The sequence below is a fragment of the Halorubrum sp. 48-1-W genome (genome assembly GCF_003287355.1).
In the GTDB taxonomy this organism is placed as follows: Archaea; Halobacteriota; Halobacteria; order Halobacteriales; family Haloferacaceae; genus Halorubrum.
On sequence record NZ_QMIM01000039.1, the window covers coordinates 19934 to 40606 of the forward strand.

22 protein-coding genes are annotated in these 20673 nt (G+C 68.8%); 6 read left to right on the plus strand and 16 right to left on the minus strand.

The features are described from left to right. Positions 1 to 88 precede the first annotated feature (88 nt). From DQW50_RS15665 to ahaH, 10 genes are all read right to left on the minus strand, one after another. The gene (locus DQW50_RS15665) at positions 89 to 832 is read right to left on the minus strand and encodes a bacteriorhodopsin (RefSeq protein WP_112080201.1); all 744 of its coding nucleotides are present in this window, start codon (positions 830 to 832) and stop codon (positions 89 to 91) included. A gap of 79 nt (positions 833 to 911) precedes the next feature. Then, entirely contained in the window at positions 912 to 2603 is a 1692-nt protein-coding gene (locus tag DQW50_RS15670) for a PAS domain-containing protein (protein ID WP_112080202.1), read from the minus strand. Between the two features lie 103 nt (positions 2604 to 2706). Beyond that, positions 2707 to 4131, minus strand: coding sequence for a V-type ATP synthase subunit B (locus tag DQW50_RS15675; RefSeq protein WP_112080203.1), 1425 nt, complete (start codon positions 4129 to 4131; stop codon positions 2707 to 2709). 3 nt (positions 4132 to 4134) lie between these two features. Then, a complete protein-coding gene (locus DQW50_RS15680; RefSeq protein WP_112080204.1) occupies positions 4135 to 5907 on the minus strand; it encodes a V-type ATP synthase subunit A in 1773 nt (590 codons plus the stop codon). A 1-nt stretch (position 5908) separates the two neighbouring features. Continuing rightward, the gene (locus DQW50_RS15685) at positions 5909 to 6238 is read right to left on the minus strand and encodes a V-type ATP synthase subunit F (RefSeq protein WP_112080205.1); all 330 of its coding nucleotides are present in this window, start codon (positions 6236 to 6238) and stop codon (positions 5909 to 5911) included. Continuing rightward, positions 6235 to 7281, minus strand: coding sequence for a V-type ATP synthase subunit C (locus DQW50_RS15690; protein WP_112080206.1), 1047 nt, complete (start codon positions 7279 to 7281; stop codon positions 6235 to 6237). The genes DQW50_RS15685 and DQW50_RS15690 overlap by 4 nt, the downstream gene beginning before the upstream one ends. Then, complete coding sequence (locus tag DQW50_RS15695; protein ID WP_112080207.1) at positions 7278 to 7856, minus strand: V-type ATP synthase subunit E; 579 nt, start codon at positions 7854 to 7856, stop codon at positions 7278 to 7280. The genes DQW50_RS15690 and DQW50_RS15695 overlap by 4 nt, the downstream gene beginning before the upstream one ends. 21 nt (positions 7857 to 7877) lie before the next feature. Continuing rightward, positions 7878 to 8129, minus strand: coding sequence for an ATP synthase subunit K (locus DQW50_RS15700; RefSeq protein ID WP_066412079.1), 252 nt, complete (start codon positions 8127 to 8129; stop codon positions 7878 to 7880). A gap of 179 nt (positions 8130 to 8308) precedes the next feature. Next, positions 8309 to 10528 (minus strand): V-type ATP synthase subunit I, encoded by a 2220-nt coding sequence (locus DQW50_RS15705; RefSeq protein WP_112080208.1) that lies wholly within the window; start codon positions 10526 to 10528, stop codon positions 8309 to 8311. Between the two features lie 21 nt (positions 10529 to 10549). Beyond that, positions 10550 to 10891 (minus strand): ATP synthase archaeal subunit H, encoded by a 342-nt coding sequence (ahaH, locus tag DQW50_RS15710; RefSeq protein WP_112080209.1) that lies wholly within the window; start codon positions 10889 to 10891, stop codon positions 10550 to 10552. Positions 10892 to 11039: 148 nt separating this feature from the next. Here ahaH and DQW50_RS15715 point away from each other — a divergent pair, with 148 nt between their 5' ends. Further along, on the plus strand, positions 11040 to 12419 hold the full coding sequence (locus DQW50_RS15715) for a P-loop NTPase (protein ID WP_112080210.1): 1380 nt from the start codon (positions 11040 to 11042) through the stop codon (positions 12417 to 12419). Between the two features lie 26 nt (positions 12420 to 12445). On the opposite strand, the gene DQW50_RS15720 is transcribed toward DQW50_RS15715, so the two are convergent. After that, on the minus strand, positions 12446 to 13417 hold the full coding sequence (locus DQW50_RS15720; RefSeq protein WP_112080211.1) for a transcriptional regulator: 972 nt from the start codon (positions 13415 to 13417) through the stop codon (positions 12446 to 12448). Between the two features lie 181 nt (positions 13418 to 13598). On the opposite strand from DQW50_RS15720, the gene DQW50_RS15725 reads away from it, so the two are divergent. Then, entirely contained in the window at positions 13599 to 15038 is a 1440-nt protein-coding gene (locus tag DQW50_RS15725) for a tRNA(Ile)(2)-agmatinylcytidine synthase (protein ID WP_112080212.1), read from the plus strand. Positions 15039 to 15273: 235 nt separating this feature from the next. Then, the gene (locus DQW50_RS15730) at positions 15274 to 15627 is read left to right on the plus strand and encodes a VOC family protein (RefSeq protein ID WP_112080213.1); all 354 of its coding nucleotides are present in this window, start codon (positions 15274 to 15276) and stop codon (positions 15625 to 15627) included. Positions 15628 to 15851: 224 nt separating this feature from the next. Here the strand turns inward: DQW50_RS15730 and DQW50_RS15735 are convergent, their stop codons facing one another. Continuing rightward, positions 15852 to 16082, minus strand: a complete 231-nt coding sequence (locus tag DQW50_RS15735) for a hypothetical protein (RefSeq protein ID WP_112080214.1) — start codon at positions 16080 to 16082, stop codon at positions 15852 to 15854. 57 nt (positions 16083 to 16139) lie between these two features. After that, positions 16140 to 16325 (minus strand): hypothetical protein, encoded by a 186-nt coding sequence (locus DQW50_RS15740; protein WP_112080215.1) that lies wholly within the window; start codon positions 16323 to 16325, stop codon positions 16140 to 16142. Between the two features lie 97 nt (positions 16326 to 16422). Between DQW50_RS15740 and DQW50_RS15745 the strand changes: the two genes are divergently transcribed. From DQW50_RS15745 to DQW50_RS15755, 3 genes are all read left to right on the plus strand, one after another. Then, positions 16423 to 17532, plus strand: a complete 1110-nt coding sequence (locus DQW50_RS15745; RefSeq protein ID WP_112080216.1) for an aminopeptidase P family protein — start codon at positions 16423 to 16425, stop codon at positions 17530 to 17532. Between the two features lie 275 nt (positions 17533 to 17807). Further along, positions 17808 to 18110: a DUF5789 family protein gene (locus DQW50_RS15750; protein ID WP_112080217.1), complete on the plus strand. Its 303-nt coding sequence runs from the start codon at positions 17808 to 17810 to the stop codon at positions 18108 to 18110. Positions 18111 to 18192: 82 nt separating this feature from the next. Further along, entirely contained in the window at positions 18193 to 18639 is a 447-nt protein-coding gene (locus DQW50_RS15755) for a DUF302 domain-containing protein (protein WP_112080218.1), read from the plus strand. An 87-nt stretch (positions 18640 to 18726) separates the two neighbouring features. Here the strand turns inward: DQW50_RS15755 and DQW50_RS15760 are convergent, their stop codons facing one another. The 3 genes from DQW50_RS15760 to DQW50_RS18300 all read right to left on the minus strand — a co-directional run. Continuing rightward, positions 18727 to 18939 carry a preprotein translocase subunit TatA gene (locus tag DQW50_RS15760; protein WP_112080219.1) on the minus strand — a complete coding sequence of 71 codons (213 nt, stop codon included), beginning with the start codon at positions 18937 to 18939 and terminating at the stop codon, positions 18727 to 18729. Positions 18940 to 19061: 122 nt separating this feature from the next. Then, positions 19062 to 20399 carry an Nre family DNA repair protein gene (locus DQW50_RS15765; RefSeq protein WP_112080220.1) on the minus strand — a complete coding sequence of 446 codons (1338 nt, stop codon included), beginning with the start codon at positions 20397 to 20399 and terminating at the stop codon, positions 19062 to 19064. Between the two features lie 42 nt (positions 20400 to 20441). Further along, the coding region (locus DQW50_RS18300) for a hypothetical protein (RefSeq protein ID WP_206749764.1) at positions 20442 to 20673 on the minus strand (232 nt) is incomplete at its 5' end.

Genomic DNA, 20673 nt, shown 5'->3' on the forward strand with positions numbered 1-20673 from the left:
ACACGCGATCCACGGCGGGCGACACGCTCACCCGTCGACGGGTTCGGGTATCCCGGTCGCCGCCGTCACTCGACCGGGGTATCCACCGTCAGTCCGCCGGGCTCGCCATCGCCGATCCGGCGGCGTCGAGCACGTCGCGGCTCGACAGCAGGATGATGCCGAACCCGACCTTCGCGACCAGGTCGAGCACCATGAACCCGGCCGTCTCGATGTTCAACGAGACGATCGTGAGGCCCTCGGTCCCGAGTATCCACCAGACCGGGTAAACCAGCCAGACGACGACGATCAGCGTCCGCAGGGTGCTGAACGTCGAGGCCGCCTGACCGGACAGCTGGCTCGCCTTCTCGTCGAGCGAGCCGTACAGCATGTACAACAGGACGAGCAGGAAGCCGGTCGAGACGCCCCACCAGACCAGGCGCTGGCCGCCGGCCGAGAGCACGGCGGCGCTGGTCGACAGCGTCGCGACCGCGCCGGTGCCGATCATGAGCACGTCGAGCCCGACCAGCGAGGCGATCTGGTTACGGTTCGCCCCGACGAGAAGGCCCAGGTCGACGAGCAGAAGCGGCGTCGTGAAGAGCCAGTCCGTGTAGCGTGCCCAGTAGATCGGCACCTCCTCGCCGCCGAGCGTTATCGTCGTCAGTCCGAAGCCGAGCGCCATCGCGAGGTAGTTGACGAACGCGATGGCGGTGATGAATATCGTGACGATATAGAACTCCTGACGGCGCCTGTTCGTCTCGCCCCATCCCCTGGCGATGAAGTACAGCATCCCCAGGAACATTCCGAGGGTGCCGATCCAGAGCCACACACCTTCGGTACCAGGTTGTGCTGTCATACGACGACCGATCGTACGGGTTACAGCTGTCTAAACGACATACGTAACTGGTTAGGGAGTCCCAAAAGCCCGTCCGACGCTACCGTTCGAACAGCGCCGTCGTGAGCTTTCGCTCCGCCGCCCTGAGGTGTTGGTGAAACGTCGACCGGGAGACGCCCATCGACTCAGCGAGGTCGTCGCCGCTCGTCCCGTGTGGCCACTCGAAGTAGCCGGCGGTGTGGGCACGGAGCAACGCAGCGTGCTGGCGGTCCGTCAGTCGAGACTTGAGGTCGGAAACGAACGCGTGATGGGTCTCGCGTCGTCGCTCGCAGCGTTGATAGCCGACCAGGTCCACGTGCTCGAAGCGCTCCATCGCGGCGTCCGCGAGCGACCGGGCGAGCGCCTCCCGCCCGACCGCGAGCGTCACCCGGGTGACGCTCCCGTCGACCGCCCAGTCGCACAGCTCGCCGCTGTACTCCCGCAACAGGTCGTGGAGTGGGTCCTCGTCGATCGACAGCTCGATCACGGGAACGTCCTGCTCGACGCCGACGAGCCCGTGAACGGTCACCGGGGTCCCCTCGACCGCCGTCCGTACCGTCTCTGCGTCCACCTCCGTGGCGTCGTCGAGTTCGAACAGCATCGACGGCACCGTACGGTCCCCGACCGTTCCAACGTACCGGAGCCGACACGAGAGGACGTCGGCGAGATCCACCAACGGGTGGTCGGCCATGGCCAGCCGGAACTCGACGACCTCGTCGTCGTGGAGGGTCCGGTGGCTCTCGATTGCGTTGATGCCGGTCGCGACGGTCCGCCCCAGCGCCGTCAGGACGTCCCGCTCGTGGCTATGGAACTCCGTCGTGCGGACGTACACCGCGATGGCCCCGTAGGTCGCGTCCCCGAAGTGAAGGGGGACGCCCGCGACGGCGGCCGTACCCTCCGGCGCGCTCGATCCGACCGGCTCGATGTGGACGTACCGGCCCTCGATCGCGTCGGCGATCACCGTTTCGACGCCCTCGACAGCGGTTCCGTCGAGGGGAAACCGACGCCCCACGACGTCGGGATCGGTCGTCCCCTCGGCGACCTGGGGGACGATCGCGTCCGCCACGGGGTCGTGCCTGCCGACCCACGCGCCGGCGTACGTGTCCGCGAGGCGGGCGGCGACATCGCGTTCGAGCTCCGTCAGCGAGGACGCGCGGGTGACGGCCTCGGAGACGTCGGTGACGACGCCGTCGATCCGCTCGAGCAAGTGTTCCTGGGCGACGCGTTCCCGATCGATCCGCGTAGCGCGGGTCGCGGCCGCCCGCTCCGCGCGCTTACGGCGTGTGATGTCCTGCTGGAAGCCGACGTAGTGGACGACCTCGCCGTCGTCGTCCCGGAGGGGGGCGATCGTCACCTCGTTCCAGAACAGCTCGCCGCTCCGCCGGTAGTTGCGCAGCTCGACGGTCGTGGCCTCCCCGTTCTCGATGGCGGTACGCATTCGGTGGACCGGCTCGTCGCAGGTCGCCTCGCCCTGGAGGAACCGACAGTTCCGCCCGACCGCGTACGAGGGCGAATACTCGGTGATACGCTCGAAGGCAGCGTTCGCGTAGATCAGCGGCATGTCCGATCGGGTCGCGTCCGCGATGGTGATCCCCACCGGTGCCTCGTCCATCGTACGGGTCTTCAACGCCTCGTCGACGACGGCGGTACTCGCCGACGGCGCCGGGTTCCCCTCCCGTGAGCTCCGTTCGATCGCGGGCTCCGGATCGACGCTCGACGCCGGATCGACGTCCGACGCTCCCGATCGTGTCATGAGAGTATACCGTTCCGGAGCTACAAAACGTGTGGGGCGGAACTACCGGGGTGACGGCGTCGCTCTCGGGCGTTCGACGTCGTGAAAAGCGGGGCCGAAAGCGTCAGTCCGCGGCTTCGACGACTTCGCGCTCGGAGTCGTCCTCTCGGTAGTACTCCTCGATGAACTCCTCGTCGACGCGGTTGAGCTCCTCCTTCGGTAGCATCGAGAGGAGGTCCCAGCCGATATCGAGCGTCTCCTCGAGGCCGCGGTCCGTCTCGAAGCCCTGGTCGATGAACTCCGTCTCGAAGGCGTCCGCGAAGTCGAGGTACTTGTTGTCGCGCTCGGAGAGCGCCTCGCGGCCGACGATGTTCACGAGGTCGCGAAGGTCCTCGCCCTCCGCGTACGCCGCGTACATCTGGTCGGAGACGCCGCCGTGATCCCCGCGGGTCAGTCCCTCGCCGATCCCGTCGTCCATCAGCCGCGAGAGGCTGGGGAGGACGTTTACCGGCGGCTCGAGCCCCTGACTGTTCAGGTCGGGGTCGACGTAGATCTGTCCCTCGGTGATGTACCCGGTCAGGTCCGGGATCGGGTGGGTGTCGTCGTCGCCGGGCATCGTGAGGATCGGGATCTGCGTGACGGAGCCCTCACGGCCCTGTATCCGACCCGCGCGCTCGTACAGTTGCGCCAGGTCGGTGTACATGTACCCGGGGTAGCCACGCCGGCCCGGAACCTCCTCGCGGGCCGCGCCGATCTCGCGGAGCGCCTCGCAGTAGTTCGTCATGTCCGTGAGGATGACGAGCACGTGGTAGTCCTTCTCGAAGGCGAGGTACTCGGCCGTCGTCAGGACCATCCGCGGGGTGACCGTCCGCTCGACGGCTGGGTCGTCCGCGAGGTTCATGAAGACGACGGAGCGCTCCAACGCGCCGGTGCGCTCGAAGTCCTCCATGAACTCGTTGGCCTCCTCCTGGGTGATCCCCATCGCGCCGAAGATGACGGCGAACTCCGAGCCCTCCTCGTCGTCGCCCTCCTCCTCCTCCTCGGGCACGCTCGCCTGCCGGGCGATCTGCATCGCCAGTTCGCTGTGCGGCTGGCCCGAACTCGAGAAGATCGGGAGCTTCTGGCCTCGAACGAGGGTGTTCATGCCGTCGATTGCGGAGACACCCGTCTCGATGAACTCCTCGGGGTACTCCCGGGAGTACGGGTTGATCGCCGCGCCGACGATGTCCTGTCGCTCCTCCGGGACGATCTCCGGACCGTCGTCGATCGGGCGGCCGGAGCCGTCGAGCACCCGCCCGAGGAGGTCCTCGGTGACGGGCATCTTCATCGTCTCGCCCAGGAAGCGGACGGACGCGTTCTGGTCGATACCGGAGGTGCCCTCGAAGACCTGGATGGCGACGACGCCCTCCGAGGACTCGAGCACCTGACCGCGCAGCGTCTCCCCCTGTGCCGTCTCGATCTCGACGATCTCGTCGTAGCCGATCGCCTCGTCGACCTCGGCGTACACGAGGGGGCCGCTGATCTCGGTGATGGTTTGATACTCTTTCATGGTTCAGTAGAGGCTCCGAAGCTCCTCGGTGATGTCCGCTTTCAGCTCCTCGACGTACTCTTCGTAGTCCTCCTGGACGCCGATCCGGTTGATCCGCGGGACGGACTCGACGTCGATGATCTCCTCGACCGGGACGCCCGCCTCCAGCGCGTCGAACGCCTCGTCGTTGAACGTCTCGATCGTCGTCAACATGAGGTACGTCTTCTCCGGCGGACAGTAGGTGTCCACCGGGTGGAAGGCGTTCTGCTGGAGGTACGCCTCGCGCAGGTAGCGCGCGACCTCGAGGGTGAGCTGCTGGTCGTCCGGCAACGCGTCCTTGCCGACCAGCTGGACGATCTCCTGGAGCTCCGTCTCCTCGTCGAGCACGTCGACGGCCCACTGGCGCTTCTCGGGCCAGTCCTCCTCGACGTTCTCCTGGAACCAGGGGTCGAGCTGGTTCTTGTACAGCGAGTACGATTCGTTCCAGTTGATCGACGGGAAGTGCCGCCGTTCGGCCAAGTCCGCGTCGAGCGCCCAGAACGTCTTCACGATGCGCAGCGTGTTCTGGGTGACCGGCTCCGAGAAGTCGCCGCCCGGCGGGCTCACCGCGCCGATCGCCGAGACGGACCCCTCCGTCCCGTTGACGTTCTCGAAGTAGCCGGCGCGCTCGTAGAACTGCGCCAGGCGGGCAGCGAGGTACGCGGGGTACCCCTCCTCGCCGGGCATCTCCTCCAGCCGGGAGGAGATCTCGCGCATCGCCTCCGCCCACCGCGAGGTGGAGTCGGCCATGAGCGCCACGTCGTACCCCATGTCGCGGTAGAACTCGGCGATCGTGATCCCCGTGTAGATACAGGACTCACGCGCCGCGACCGGCATGTTCGACGTGTTCGCGATGAGCGAGGTCCGGGCCATGAGCGGGTTGCCGTTGGCCGGGTCCTCAAGCTCGGGGAAGTCCTCGATGACCTCGGTCATCTCGTTGCCGCGCTCGCCGCAACCGACGTAGACGATGATGTCGGCGTCGGCGTACTTCGCGAGCTGGTGCTGGGTGACCGTCTTCCCCGAGCCGAACGGCCCCGGGATGGCGGCCGTCCCGCCCTTCGCGATGGGGAACAGCCCGTCGAGGATGCGCTGGCCGGACACCAGCGGCGTCCGGGGCGTCTTCTTGTTCGCGGAGGGACGGGGCTCGCGAACCGGCCACTCCTGGTGCATCGACACCGCCGTCCCGTTCGAGAGTTCGGCCACCGTCTCGGTGACGTCGAAGGAGCCGGCCTCGATGGCCGTGACCGCCGCGGTCTCGTCCTCCTCGAGGGCGTCCGGCGGCACCATGACCTTGTGGTCGATGGTGACCGTCTCCTCGACGACCCCGACCACGTCACCGCGGCCGACCTCGTCGCCGACCTCGACGGTGGGATCGAACTCCCACTCCTTCTCGAGGTCGATGCCGGGCGCGTCGACCCCGCGGTCGAGGTAGGGACTCCCCATCTTGCCCTCCAGTACGTCCAGGGGCCGCTGGACGCCGTCGTAGATGGCGTCCAGCATTCCCGGACCCAGGTCGACCGACAGCGGCTCACCCGTGGTCTCGACGGGTTCACCTGGGGCGACCCCGGAGGTCTCCTCGTACACCTGAACCGTCGTGATGTTGCCCTCGATCTCGATCACTTCCCCCATGAGGCCTTCGTCGCCGACGTAGACGACGTCGTTCATGCGGGCGTCGAGATCGCGAGCGCTCACGACCGGACCGCTCACGTTCTGGATGACACCGTCGCCGGTGGTCTCCGTGGATTCTGCTTTGCTCATGTTAGTCGTCCTCCTCCATCAGGTCGATACCGATGGCTCGTTTGATCTGGTCGCGGAGCCCGCCGCTGCCGGCGCCGCCTGCGCCGAGCGTCACGAGCACTGGCTCGATGCTCCCCTCGACCCGCTCGCGGGTCCCCCGCGAGAGGTGATCGAGGTCCGCGTCGTACATCACGATGATTCCCGTCCGGTCGTCGTCGAGCGTTCGTTCGACGGCGTCGTCGAGCCGCTCGTCCTTCTCGTCGTCCGGTACGTTCTCGAACTTGCGGACGCCGGCGAGCCGGAACCCTGTCGTGAACTCCGGACTGCCGACGACGGCGATCTCCTGGCTCATGTTATCACCAGCTCCGATTCGATCTCGTCGGCCGACAGGCCGGCCTCCTTCCCGCGGGCGATAGCGCGGATGTTCTCCACCTCGCGCTCCTTCGCGAGGATGTAGGAGATCACCGGCGTCACGGACACCGGGTGGACCGTGCCGAGCCGGTCGCCGTACGCCAACAGCGCGGCGTCGGTCGCGTGCTCGAACGCGATCAGGCTGTCCGCCTCCTCGAGTTCGCGCAACGCCGGGCCGAGCTGGTCGGCGTACGCGCTCTCCCCGATGTACTCGACGAGCTCGTCGACGTTCCGTGCGAGCCGGGCGAGCGTGTCACGGGTGAACAGCTCGCCGCCCTCGATGAAGTACTCCGCGGGGTCGATCTCCGCGCCCGAACGGGCGAGCCGGAGCGCGTTCGTCGCGTTCCGGAAGTCGACCTCCGCTTTGAGGAACGCCTCGTACTGCCGGACCGGCTCGCTGCCGGGCAGGTTCTCGAGGAGACGCTCGTAGAAGACGCGATCGATCGCGTTCTCGAGGGGGACGAGGGTGTCCGACTCCTCGTACGCCGTGTACGCCTCGCGGAGCGGGTCGCCGTAGATCGTGTCCTCGAGGACCTCGACGACGGCGTCGATCGAGTCGGCCTCGAGCAGTCGCCGGATACGACGGTCGTCGAACTCGCCGGCCCGGATGAGGTCGACCTCGATCTCGTCCTGGCTCGCGTCGGTGTAGACGCCGCGGATCATGGTTTTCACGTTCCACGCGTCGAACTTCCGGAGGTACCGGGCGATCAGGTCGTACAGCGCGCCCTCGCTCCAGTCCAAGATCCCCTCGAACTGCTTCGCGAGGTTCGCGTTCAGCGCGTACTCGATGAGGTCGACGCCGCCGTGACGGCTCCCTAAGGCGTTGATCTCGGCCTCGTAGCTCGACTCCTCCATGAAGCGGGCGATCTCGGCGGGCGTCATCCGGACCAGCTTGCGATACTCCTCGTCCCCGTAGAGCTGGCCGCGGCGGGCGCGAACCCGCGCGACGACGAACTCCGGGTTCGAGCTGCCGGCGGCACTCATTGGTCGAACAGTAGCTCCGAGACGTGTTTCAACTCGTCGTCCCAGACCGTCTCCAGGACCGAGTCGAACGTGTTGTTCACGCGAACGCGGGAGGTGTCGCTCTCGGCGACGACGCCGCCGAGACACTCGACCTCGCCGTCGACCTCTGCGTTTCGCCCCTCGACGAGCTCCTCGAGGAGGTCGACGTCCTCCGCGCGGGTGTAGACGGCGACGTCCGCGTCGTCGTCGAACTCCGCGAGGCTGGCGTCGAGGGCGGCCTCGGTCAGCTCTCGTCGGCGGTCGCCCTCGAGGCCGGCTATCGTCTCCTCGACGCCGTCGTACACGTCCTGGAGGACGTCACGACGCGCGCCGAGTCGCTCCTGTTTGGCCTCGAGCTTGGCCGACGAGAGCGTCTGCTCGCGCTCCTGGTCGATCTGTCGGTCGACCTCGGCGAGCCGTTCCTCGCGGATGCGCTCGGCGTCGGCCTCCGCCTCGGCGAGTATCTCCTCGGCCTCCGCCTCGGCTTCCTCGCGGATCTCCTCCGCACGCGCGCGGGCTTCGTCTCGAACGTCCTCAACGACGGTTTCCAAACTCATTGTGTGAAAGGGGGGTACAGCTTAGACGATGAAGACGACGACGAGCGCGAGGATGACGATCGTCTCGGGAAGGACCGTCAGGATGAGCCCGTTAACGAAGAGGTCGTCGTCCTCGGCCATCGCGCCGACGGCAGCCGAACCGATACCTCGCTCCGCGTATCCCGCACCGAGAGCAGCGAGCCCGACGGCGAGCGCGGCCGCGGCGCTGGGGTCAGTGAGCGTTCCTCCGGTGGACAGTACGGCGTTCCCGAGTGCGTTGGTAGCTTCAAGCATTGGTAGTAGTTGCGGTTGCTCGTCTCCGAACAGTAGCTAGTTGCCGCCACAGTGGACATAAAGCTTCCCAAAACGACCGACGAGAACCACCGCGAGGGGACTCAGCAATGCGGTAGAGCACGCTCTCGGGGACGGGGCAGCCGGGACGGAAGGATCCTCCGAAGGGGCCGGGGTGGCGGTTACTCCTCGGTGTACTTTCGGTCGTATCCGAACGGCGAGTACGCGTTACCGCCGCCCTCGTAGAACTTCCCGAAGAACTCGACGTACTCGAGACGCACCGCCTGGATTCCGGCGGACGTGACCCCGAGCAGGAGGACGACGACGTGCCCGACGAACGCCACGACGACGCCGGCGAGCAGGGCGACGATCCCGACGAGACTCGGCTCGAACGCCGTCGTCAGCCCCGCGAAGACGAGTTCGTACTCGCCGCCGTTCGCGACGGAGTTCTCCTGAATGTACGCGAGGTACTCGGGCGTGAAGATGAAGTGGAAGCTCCCCGCCCCTTCGTCGCCGATGTACGCGCCGAACGCGAGCAGGTTCACGGCGAGCGCCATCCCACCCTTCGCGAGCAGGACCGCCATGATCCGGGCGTACGAAATGACGTTGACGATCGGCGAGAGCACCTCGGCGAGCTCGGCGGGTTCCCCGATCGCGAGCAGGACGGCCCCGAGCCCGGCGGCCACGAGGCCGGCGATCCCGACGGCGACCGGGAACCCGGCGAACGAGACGGCACCGAGCGTCAGTATCGAGACCGACTCGAACAGGAAGTCCGGCTTCGGGCCGGGAACGTGCTGGCTGAAGATCCAGATCCACGCGCCGTTGAGCAGCAACAGCCACGAGCCGCCCTCGTACATCGCGTGCTTCAGGTCGTGCTGCTCGTAGTTGCTCACGAACGAGAGCACGTACCCGATGTTCAGGTGAAGCAACCCGAACAGCACGCTGACGACGAGGAACGCCAGCGCCCAGTTGAGGTCGGCCGGGGAGAGTCCCTTCCCGGCGACCGGCCAGTGGATGCCGAGTAGCTGGTAGGCGTGGTAGCCGAACACGTCGATCCCGAAGTAGATCCCGAACAGGATCGTGAAGCCGCCGGCCCACAGTGCGACCGCACCCAGCTCCCGGAAGGCGCCCTCGTAGTTCGAATACATGAAGTAGCCGATAGCGGCGTACAGCACGCCGTACCCGACGTCCCCGATCATGAACCCGAACATCGCCGGGAACGTGAGGAAGACGAGAAGCGTCGGGTCGAACTCGGAGTACTTCGGCCGGCCGAAGCCCTGGACGAGTAGCTCGAACGGTCCGGCCGCCCCCCCGTTGTCCTGGACGACCGGTGGCTCGTCGCTCCCGTGGGTCGCGTGGCCGCCGTCGGTGGCCGCCTCGCGATCGGCGTCGTCCCCGACGTCCGGGGCGGTCGTCCCCCCGCCAGCCGTGTTGTCCGAGGAGCCGCCGTCCGCGACCGCCTCGGTGTGGTGGTCGCCGTCCGGCGTGAAGGAGGCGCGTTCGAGCTCCTCGACCTCGGCGTGGTCGCCGACGGCGTCGGCGACGACCGCCTCGAAGTCCGCGACCGTCGCGGTCGGGATCCACCCCTCCGCGATGAACGCGTTCTCGGTGGTCGCAAAGGAGATCGGCGCCTGCTTCTTCTGTGCCTCGATGGTGAGCTGCTCTTCGGCGCGCAGGAGGAACCCCGCAGCCTCGGCTTTCACCTCCTCGAGCTCGGCGTCGACCGCGTCGAGGTCCTCCTCGAGGTCCACCCGCTCACCCTCGAGCTCGGCGACGTAGTCGGCCGGGCTCGCGTCCGCGTCGGGCACCTCGAGGAACGCGACGTCGACGCCGACGAGCGCGTCCTGGAGAACCCCCGACTCCGCACCCTCGGCGGGCACGGCGAACGCGGCCACGACGTTCCCGCCCGAGAAGACCTCGAAGGCGCCGATCCCGTCGGCCGACGCGAGCGCCGCCTCGACGGCGTCGGGTTTCGCCTCGCCGACGACGACCTCGAGCGAGTCGTACCCGCCGAGGAGGTCGAGCTCGATACCGAGCTCGGCGAACGGCTCCATCCGGTCGATCTCCTCCTGGCGGTCGCGTATCTCCGCTCTGAGCTCGTCGCGCCGGTCGTTGAGTTCGTTGACGCGCTCGCGGGTCCGATCGAGCTCGGCTGTGAGGGCGTCGTCGGGGAGTTTTCCCGGTCCGTCGGCGTCGTCCTCGTCGACGTCGAGGATGCTCTCGAGCGAGCGGACCGTGACGAGCTGTTCGTTGACGTCCTCGGCACCCTCAAGCGACGTGCCGGGTTCGAACCCCTCGTAGCGGTCGTCGTAGTCGGTGACGTGAAGCGAGTGGTGGTCGTAGGCCGCCTCGATCACCTCGTCGATGACGCGCTTCGAGCCCGTCACCGACACCCTGCTCATTCGCTCCGGTCTAAGCGCCATTCATTCCCCCGTCGTCTGCCCGTTCACCGCCTCCTCGAACCGTTCGACCGCGTAGTCGACGGCGTCATCGATCCGCTCGCGGGCGGTCGATTCGAGCGCTTCGCGGTCCTCGCGTCCCTCGGCGAGGATCTCCTCGCGGCGTTCCTCGAGCTCCTCGCGGGCGGACTCCAGCCGGGCGTCGGCCTCGGCCGCCGCCTCCTCCTCGGCCTCGGCGCGGATCTCGTCCGCGCGCGATCTGGCCTCGGCGAGGCGCTCGTCGGCGTCCGATTCCGCCTCCGCGATGATCTCGTCCGCCTCCGTTTCAGCCTCCTTGATCCGGTCGAGCACCTCTGGTCTCGCCATTCTACTGATCGCGTAGACGTCCACGAGCGACGTATAAGGTGTTTGCGGAACCGCTCGACGAACCGGCGGAGAACGGCGAACGCGGTGGAACGGGTGATCCCCCGTCTCGCGGCCTACATTTAAGTACCAGTCGCCGGACCCTGACGGTATGGCAACGGTGTATGCGGTCGCGTCGGCGAAGGGTGGCGTCGGGAAGACCACCACGACCGCGGCGATAGCGACGGTCCTCGCGGAAACGGGTGCCGACGTCGTCGCCATCGACGCCGACGTGGGCATGGCGAACCTCGCCGACGCGCTGGGGATGGTCCCCGGCGAGACGACGATCCACGACGTGCTCGCCGGGCGCGCGGACCCGGACGAGGCCGTCCACGACGGTCCCGCCGGGCTGCGGGTCGTCCCGGGGGACCCGGACCTCGACGCGTACGCTGCCGCCGATCCCACCGAACTCGCCGGGGTCGTCGAGGCGTTCGCGGACGCCGAGTACGTGTTCCTCGATTCGGGCGCGGGGCTCTCACACGACTCGACGCTTCCCGTCGGGCTGGCCGACGAGACGCTCCTCGTCTCCACGCCCGACCGGAGCGCGCTCGGCGACACGGAGAAGACCCGACAGCTCGCGGAGCGGATCGGCGGCACCGTCGCGGGCGCGGCGATCACCCGCGTCGGCGGCGCCGAGGACGAATCCGACGGTCCGGGCGAGGTCGACGGGACGGCGGAGCCGGACGACCCGGCCGTCGACATCGTCGACGAGATACTCGCGACGACGGTGCTCGCGCGGATCCCCGAGGACCCGACGGTGGCTCGGGCGACCACAGCCGGAGAGCCCCTGACGACCTTCGATCCGGAGGCTCCGGCGAGCCGGGCGTACCGCGAACTGGCCCGGACCCTGACGGGGTTCGACGTCCCGGAACCGAACGCGACGGGGACGCGATCGGACCCGGACGCGGAGACGGAAGGCGATGCGGAACCCGACGCGGAGACGGAAGGCGATGCGGAACCCGACGCGGAAGTCGATGCGGAACCGGACGCGGAGACCGAAGGAGACGCCGGAGATTCCGAGGCCACTGAAGGTGCGGAAGATATCGAAGACGCCGAAGACGTCGAGGACGCCGAAGATGCCGAATGCGCCGGCGACGAGGGGGCCGAACTGATCGAGGAGGCGGAGCCGGGCCCCGACGCCGACGGGAACGTCGAGCCGGACGTGGACGACGCGGGGGATGCTGGCGGCGACGACGTGGAGACTGCCGACGACGGGACGGGTACCGACGGCCCGAAGGACGCCGACGGCGACGAGGACCTCGCGGGGAGCATTCCGTTCCGCGACGACGACACCGGAACGACGGATGCCGACGACACCGGAACGACGGATGCCGACGACACCGGAACGATGGACACCGCGCTCACTGGCGCGAGCGACGATGACCGGGAGGGAAGCGACGGAGAGGACGACGAGGACGAGGGAGACGGAGGGGACGGCGAGGACGACGACGGCAAAAAGGGCGGGTTCTTCAGCCGGCTGTTCGGCCGCTGACGGCCGGTCGACCGCGCCGCGGTCGCCTACGCTTCCGAGGGGGCTTCCGCGCGGTCGCGGATCAGCTCGCGGAGCGCCTCGGGGTCGCTGACGTCCTCGATCTCCTCACAGGAGACGAGCGCGGTACCGTCGACGGACTCCCGGTCCTCGGACTCCTCGGTGAAGTACACCGACCGGGTGTGGGCGACCTCGCCGATGGAGGACATGATCCGCGCGCGCTTCTTCGCAGCCGGGGTGAACGCCGAGTGGCCGGTGAGCAACCGCATCACGGGGTCGTCGTCGTCCTCGGAGACGGCCTTGAACGGCGCGCGGGCGGTGGGATGGACGGTGAATCCCGCGGTCGTGAGCACGTGAACGACGTGCTCGTCGTCCGGGTCCGCGTCGGGCGCGGACGGGGTCGGGTCCGCGTCGCGGACGCCGTCGGCCCCCTCCAGGACGTCCACGGGGCTGGAGAACGGCTCGTCGAACAGCTCTTCGAGCTGGATCGCGACCTCGATGGAGGCGTTCATCCCGTCCTCGTACTTCGAGACGGTCCGCCGGGAGACGCCGAGTTCCGTCGCGAGCCGGCCGAGCGACCAGCCGCGTTCCTCGCGTTCGTCCGCCAGGAGGTCGCCGTCGAGACTGACGTAGAGCCCGCCGGGGGCCGCGTAGATGAGCGGGGGCATCCCCTCGATGAACAGCTCGTAGGCGGTGTCCGGGTTGATCACCGGCACGCCGTGTCTGAAGTAGACGACGCCCGGCTTCAGCTCCTCGTCGCGGGTCCGGATCCCGATCACCATCGGCGTGGCGTCGAGGTACTCGCCGAGCCGCCGCATCTCCGCGCCGGTCGCCGCATCGAGCGCGTCGACGTTGCCGAGGATCTTCAAAAGCAGGAGGTCCTCGCCGCGCCGGATGGCCACGTCGAAGCTCTTGGGCCGGACCGCACACCGGTCGCTGACGAGGAACCCCGCGTCCTCCAGCATCGCGGTGACGTTCTCGATCAGCGCAGTCCGGGACATACTCGAGATAAGCGGCTCGGAACATATATACGTTGTGTCGACCGGGTTCGTCGATACCCGCGCCACCTTGCGTTTTTCCGACATCCGGCGGACGGTACGATTATATAGGAGTTCTCGCCGGTTTGACCGGGGGACGATCGACGGTCGAAACCGGCTTGTTCGCCGACGCGAAACTCCGGCCATGCCGATCGTCGCCGTCGACGACACCGACTCACGGGACCGCGGCATGTGTACGACCTACGTCGGCGTCCGGCTCGGCGAGCGGCTCGAGGCAGCGGGCGGGCGGGTGTCGCGTCGGCTACTCGTGCGGCTCAATCCCGCGGTGAAACACAAGACGCGGGGGAACGCCGCGGTCGCGCTCCACGTCGCGGGCGTCGACGCCGACGCGACGTTCCGGCTCGCGGCCGAGACCGTCCGGGAGTTCGCCGCCGCCGACGACCCGCGGACCTCCCCGGGCGTCGTGGTGGCCGACATCGACGTTGGCGGTCGAGACATCGACGAAGGAGACGGCGACCCGTTCGTCGACGCCTCGGAACGGCTCCCCGACGACGTGGGGGCGTTCGCCCGCCGAGCGCTCCGCGAACGGCTGGGGCTCGCGGAGGCCGAAGCGATCGCGGACCGCCACGGCTTCCGCCACGCCAGCTTCGGCGTCGGCGGCGCGGACGGCGAGGGGACGCCGGGTCGCGGGCGGATCGGCGCGCTCGCCGCGATCGGCGCCCCCGCCGTCCACGACGAGTGGACGTTCGAGCGGATCTCCTACCGCGAGCTGGACCGGTGTGGAACCCCCCGCGAGGTCGACGCCGAGAGCGTCTTCGCGGCCGCGAACGCGGGATATCCGACCGTCTGGGACACGGTCGACCGCGGGACCGGCGAGGTCGTCTGCGTCCCGAACGCGCCGGGGCCGATCCTCCACGGGATCCGCGGCGACGACGCTGCCGCCTGTCGGCGGGTCGCGGAGGCGATCGGGAGCGAACCCGTCGAGCGCGCTGCGACGTTCCTGACGAACCAGGGGACCGACGCCCACCTCGCGGACGGGACCCTCGGCGACCTCCGCGACGGCGCTGGCTATCGCGTGACGGGCGTCGTCGCGGACGAGCCGGAGACGAAGCGGGGCGGACACGTCCACGTCCCGGTAGCCGACACAGCAGACCACGACGTGACGGACGCCGACCCGGACGTGACGGACGCCGACCCGGACGTGACGGACGCCGACCCGGCCCTCAGGGCCGTCGCGTTCGCGCCGACCGGCCGGTTCCGTGATCGCGTGCGCGCGCTCCGCCCGGGCGACCGCGTGACGCTGTGTGGCGAACACGAGGTCCGCGAGGGGGAACCGGCGCCGAAAGGGACCCTGAAACTCGAGAAGTTCGCGGTCCGCGACCTCGTGCGAACCGAGCCGACGACGCCGACCTGTCCCGAGTGCGGGCGAACGATGTCGTCGGCGGGACAGGGCCAGGGGTATCGCTGTCGCGACTGCGGGACGTCTGCGCCCGGAAAGGTCGAGGTGACGGTCGACCGGGACCTCGAACTCGGGTGGTACGAGGTCCCGCCGAGCGCGCGCAGACACGTCGCGAAGCCACTCGTCCGCGGCGGGTTCGACGCGCCGACCCACCCGGAGCGGTAGGGACCGGCGAGTGGGTGGTCGTCCTCGCGTTCTCGGGACGCCAACGGCCGCGATCGGCGCGTTCCGGACGTGGCTCGGGCGCCGGGGGTTCCCGAAACGGTCAGGTCGGGTCGATCCGGCGCGCACCTCGCGATCCGGCACCCCCCGATCCGCGCCGATCGGTCGCGGCCACGCGGGGGGTCGCGTACCCCACGCGGGGGTGCGCTTAAGTCGTCTCGGCACGCGCGCTCGGACGATGGCAGGGATCGTCTTCTACGCGACGGAGAACCACGACGCAGTCGTCGAGTTCTATCGCGAACGGCTGGGGATGGACGTGTGGCTCGAACAGCCCGACTGTACGATACTCCGTCACGGCAACCTCCTCGTCGGGTTCTGTGACCGGGACCGAACCGACGACTGCGGGATCGTGACGGTCGTCCACCCCGACCGCGAGGGCGTCGACGACGCCCACGACCGCCTCGACGACGCGGTCCGCGAGGAGCCACACGAGAGCGAAAAGTACGGCATCTACCAGTTCTTCGCCACGGACCCCGACGGCCGGACCGTCGAGTGCCAGGCGTTCCTCGACGACGACGTTGAGATGCCGTAAACGACCCCACCCTACTTCGCTCACCGCATACGCGGTTCACTCGTTGAGGGTGTGACCAGAACGTGTCACGTTCTGGTTGCCTGCCGGACGTAGTCCGGCAATGTCGTCAGAAGCGGCGCTTCTGACTGCTAACCAGAAATCGGAGATTTCTGGTGATGGGGTTTTAATGTGGACTCCCGGCGATCAACTGAAAACAGCGATCAATCACGAGGCGACTGCGACGGTCAGTCGTCGAGGTCGTGTTCCTCGCGCCAGACTCCAGCCCGCTCTTCTGCCGCATCGCGCTCGTCGAAGAGGACCCGATCGTACGCGCGGGCGTCGACGGCCTGTTCCATCACGTCGAGGCGCACGACGAACCGGCCGTCGCCGCGCTCGCGGAGCCGGACCGTGGCGTACCCGTCCGACCGTTCCCACTCCGTGATCGTCGCGTCCTCCCGCCTCAGGGACCAGGTCATACGGAAACGGGGAACGCCGCGGGCTAAAACGACGCGATCCGACCCGGGCCGGACGGCTCAGGCGTCGACGACGCCTTCGGGGCCGTCCGAGTACGAACAGGCGGGACAGACCGCGTAGCCGAGGGCGTCGTACGGTACCGACGTCGACCGAACCGTTTCGCCACAGTCGGGACAGCGGAACGTCGAGGGAGCGGGATCGGTCTCGCCGTCGAAGTCGAACGGCGTGGAGTGATCGGTCGCCATGTCTCGTGTGAGGGGAGATATCCCTATAGTTACGACCCGCTTGATGGGACGGTAGTCACACCCTGATTTATAAGCTCGCGCCGGACGGAGGGTGTGTATGACCGACGACGCCTACAGGGCCCGCCGCGGCCGGGCGCGAGAGCAACTCCGGGCGATCGGGGCCGACGCGCTGGTCTGTTTCCCGAGCCGGAACCTCCGGTATCTCACCGGGTTCCAGGCCGAACCGAGCGAGCGTCACTTCCTGCTCGTCGTCCCCGCCGAGGGGGAGCCGAGCCTGCTCGTTCCGGCGCTGTACGGGACCCAGCTTCGCGAGGAGACGAGCGTTGCCGACGTGCGGACCTGGGCGGACGGCGACGACCCACGAGCCGCGACCCGGGACCTCCTCGAGGCACACGGCCTCCGCGACGGACGCCTCCTCGTCGACGACGCGATGTGGGCGCGGTTCACCCAGGACCTCCGGGCGGTCGCGCCGGGCGCGGAGTGGGGACTCGCCAGCGAGGCGCTCGCGGACCTCCGGGTCCGCAAGGACGGGACGGAGCTGGCCGCGTTGCGGGCGGCGGCCGCGGCCGCGGACGCGACCGTGGACGACCTCCGAGAGCTCGGCTCCGACGCGGTCGGCATGACCGAACGCGAGCTGGCAGGGTGGATCGCCGACCGGCTGACAGCGCACGGCGGCGAGGGGACGGCCTTCGAGACGATCGTGGGCGCGGGCCCGAACGGCGCGAAACCGCACCACGGCCACGGTGACCGGGAGGTCCGCGCCGGCGACCCGGTCGTCCTCGACTTCGGGACGCGCGTCGACGGCTATCCCTCCGACCAGACGCGGACGCTCGTGTTCGCGGGCGATCCGCCCGAGGAGTACGAGAAGGTCCACGCGGTCGTCCGGGAGGCGGGGGCGGCCGCGGTCGACGCGGTCGAGCCGGGCGTCACCGCTGCCGCCGTCGACCGGGCCGCCCGCTCGGTCATCGAGGCGGCGGGATACGGCGACGCGTTCGTCCATCGGACCGGCCACGGGGTCGGGCTCGACGTCCACGAGGAGCCGTACGTCGTGGCGGGCAACGACCGCGAACTGGAGTCCGGGATGGTCTTCTCCGTGGAGCCCGGCGTCTACCTCGACGGGCGGTTCGGCTGTCGGATCGAGGACCTGGTGATCGTCACGACCGAGGGTGTAGAGCGGTTGAACACGACGGATCGGGGCTGGCGGTGATGCGGTGACGGGAACGGAACGTGGAACCCGGGCGACGAAAACGGAACCCGGGCGACGAAAACGGAACCCGGGCGACGAAAACGGAAGGTGGAACCCGGCACGCCGTGGTCACCGAAACCGCGACGCGTCGAGCGGGAATCGTGTGCGTGACCCCACAGGTCGGTAGAGAGGCTAAGAGATAACGACACCACCAAATAATTCCGGTATCGCTGTCACCATTCCGGACGACGGCCCGGACCGAAACCGTTACCACCGGCCGACCGGAATCGCGAGCCATGAGCGAAAGCGACGAGGAGACCGACGAAACGGAAGGGGACGCCGAACCCGCCGTCGAACTCGGCGACGGCCCCGACGTCGCGGGCGAGCCGATCGCTCGCGTCGCCTCCCGGCTCACGTGGCCCGCGACGCGAAGCGACGTGCGCGCCCAGGAGGGCGACGCGACCGTCCGAACCCCCGACGGCCCGACGAGCCTGGACGCCGTCCTCGAGGAGTCCGGAGTCCCGCTCTTCGAGAGCCGTGCCGAGTTCCAGCAGGCGGTCGAGGACGTGGTCGGGAGCGGCCCGGTCGCCACAGAGTAGGCGGGTTCGAGTAGCCACCCGACCGAGCCGGCCGGACGACTCGACACACACCCTTTTGTTCGCTCCGGTCCGACGGTGACCCATGACGCTCCCGTTCGATCCGGACGACCTGGACGGCGACGACTTCGGCGAGGAACGCACGACCCTCGAGATGGACCACGAGACGGCGATCGAGCACGTCCGCGAGGTCTGTACCGACGCCGGCTTCGGCTTCCCCGTCGAGTTCTCCCCCTCGGAGATGCTGAACGAGAAGGTCGACGCCGACCGCGACCCCTACTACGTCCTCGGCGCGTGTAACCCCGCGGTGGCCGACCGCGCGCTCGACGCCACCGACGGCCGGATCGGCTCGCTGTTCCCGTGTAACATGGTGATAGAGCAGGTCGAACCGGGGAAACAGGCCGTTCACCACGTCTCGATCATGCGGATCGCGCGACTGCTCGGCCTCCCGAGCGACGACGCGGAGATGGACGCGATAATCGAGGACACCGGCGAGATGGTCGGCGAGGTCTTCGAGCGGCTCGAGGACTGAGGACCTGCGGCGGCGATACCGACAGCTCAGTGTCCGCTCGGTTCCGGGGTACCTCCGTTCGTCCTCGAGTCACCCCATATCCGGGCGTTAGCGTCCGTTTTCGACGCGCTCTCGGAGTCGATCCACGTCGGATTCCAGCGCTGCGATCCGCTCTTCGAGCGCCGACCGACGACGGAGGAGGAGAACCAGGGCCACGACGCCGAGCGCGACGGGAGCAGTGAGCAACAACAGCACCAACGCGACGATCACGAGTTCCGGACCGCCCGGGACGCCGAACTGCGCGGGGAGGGCAGCGAGCATGTCGGACGCTCATCACGATAGGACAAAAACCCTCGGGGCGGACCGTCGGATCGGCGGGGTCGCGCGCCCCCACAGCGAACGTCCTCGCCGCGTCCGCTCGGTCTCCCGTCCCGCTCGAGCGCTCAGTCGTCCCGACCGGCGAAGTCCGCGAGGTTCGCCTGGAGCCCGGCTGTCATCGTCGACTTCCGCCGGAGGCGACCGAGCGAGATGGGCAGGTGCGCCGTGACGCCCCGGACCGCCTCGCCGAACGTCTCCGCCGTCCCGTGTTCGCCCTCGAAGGCGTTCCGGACGGCCTCGCGCACCTGCCAGACGCCGACGGGCCCCCAGTAGTCGTCGGAGACGTGCCGGCAGACGAGGACCTTCGCCTGCCGGCCGCGGTCGTGGAGGTGTTCGAGGACGCCGAGGCGGGCAGCGTAGTACGCGCCCGCGGTCTCCTCGACGTACCCCGTCCGTCCCTCGCGTCCCTCGCTCGCGGCTGCGAGGTAGACGCCGGCGTCGGGGTCGGGGTTCCAGATCGAGCCGGGCGCCTTCAGCTCGACCAGCTCGTACTCCCAGTGTCCGGGGACGAGAACGACCCAGAACGCGTTCCCGAGGTACTCGTTTCGGTGGACCTCGATGGAGTCGATCGTCGGATCGTCCCGGATCGACCCGCGGAGGTACGCGCCGATCGTGTCGTCGACGGCGGTGATCGACCAGCGGGTCGGCACGAGCCGACGGTCCTCTCCACGCCCGAGCGCGCCCGCGGAGAGGATCGTGTTGACCTCGTACACGTCGAAGCCCCGGCGGTAGAGGTACGTCATCGCCCCCTCCGCGCGCCAGTCGTCGTCCTCCAGGGTCTTCTTCACCGGGCGCGGGACGTGCGGGTTCTCGCCGAGCGACGCGTCCCGTGCCGCCGCCCGCGGTCCGGTCGGCGTCTTCACGTCCTCGAGGCCGACCTCGAAGTCGAGGTCCGGCGTGCCGTCGAGGCCGATCTCGACGTCGACGGGGCGGTCCGCGATCGCCACCTCGCGTTGGACGCCGAGCCAGCCGTCCCACGCGTCGTGGACGCTCGCTGTGTCGGTCCCGGAGCTGACGGTCCCGGGTCCGCCGCGTCCGCCCCCGCTTCCGACGTCGGTTACGTCAACGCCGCGGTTGGCGTTGAGCAGGCTGGTCCGGCGTTCGAAGACGTCCGCGATCGAGACGCCCTCGTCGTACCACGCGCCGGAGGTCCGGAAGCGGCCTGCGCGCTCCTCGCGGCCGACCGGCGAGAGCAACCCAGTCGAGACGGTCGGGTAGTCCGAGCGCCCGACGAAGATGGAGGGAGAGACGCTGCCGACGACCGCGTCGTCGGATACCTCCGCGTCGAACCGTCGCTCGAAGGAGTCGAGGTGGTCGAGTATCCCGTAGTCCTTCTCGCGGGCGAGCCGACGGCGCTCGGCGCGCTCGTTCGTCTCGAACTCGAGGTACTCGTCGAGCCGCATTCGTCGGACGTTGGCGGCGGGCGGGCTTGAACGTTGCTTCGGTCACGGACGCTGGTCCGAGGTGAGAGACGTCTCGACGTCGCCGTGCGGTGGCGCGCCGGTGAGCGGGTGCGATAGCACCCGCGAACCGCCCGCGAGGTCGTCGGCGCTTCGCGCCGACTGCTCGGAAATCTCCGATTTCCGGTGGAGTCGACCGGCCTCCGCTTCGCTCCGGCCGGTCGACGAGGCTGGGGAGGCGTGAGGTGCGGGGCGGTTGCGGTTCGGGTGGGACTCA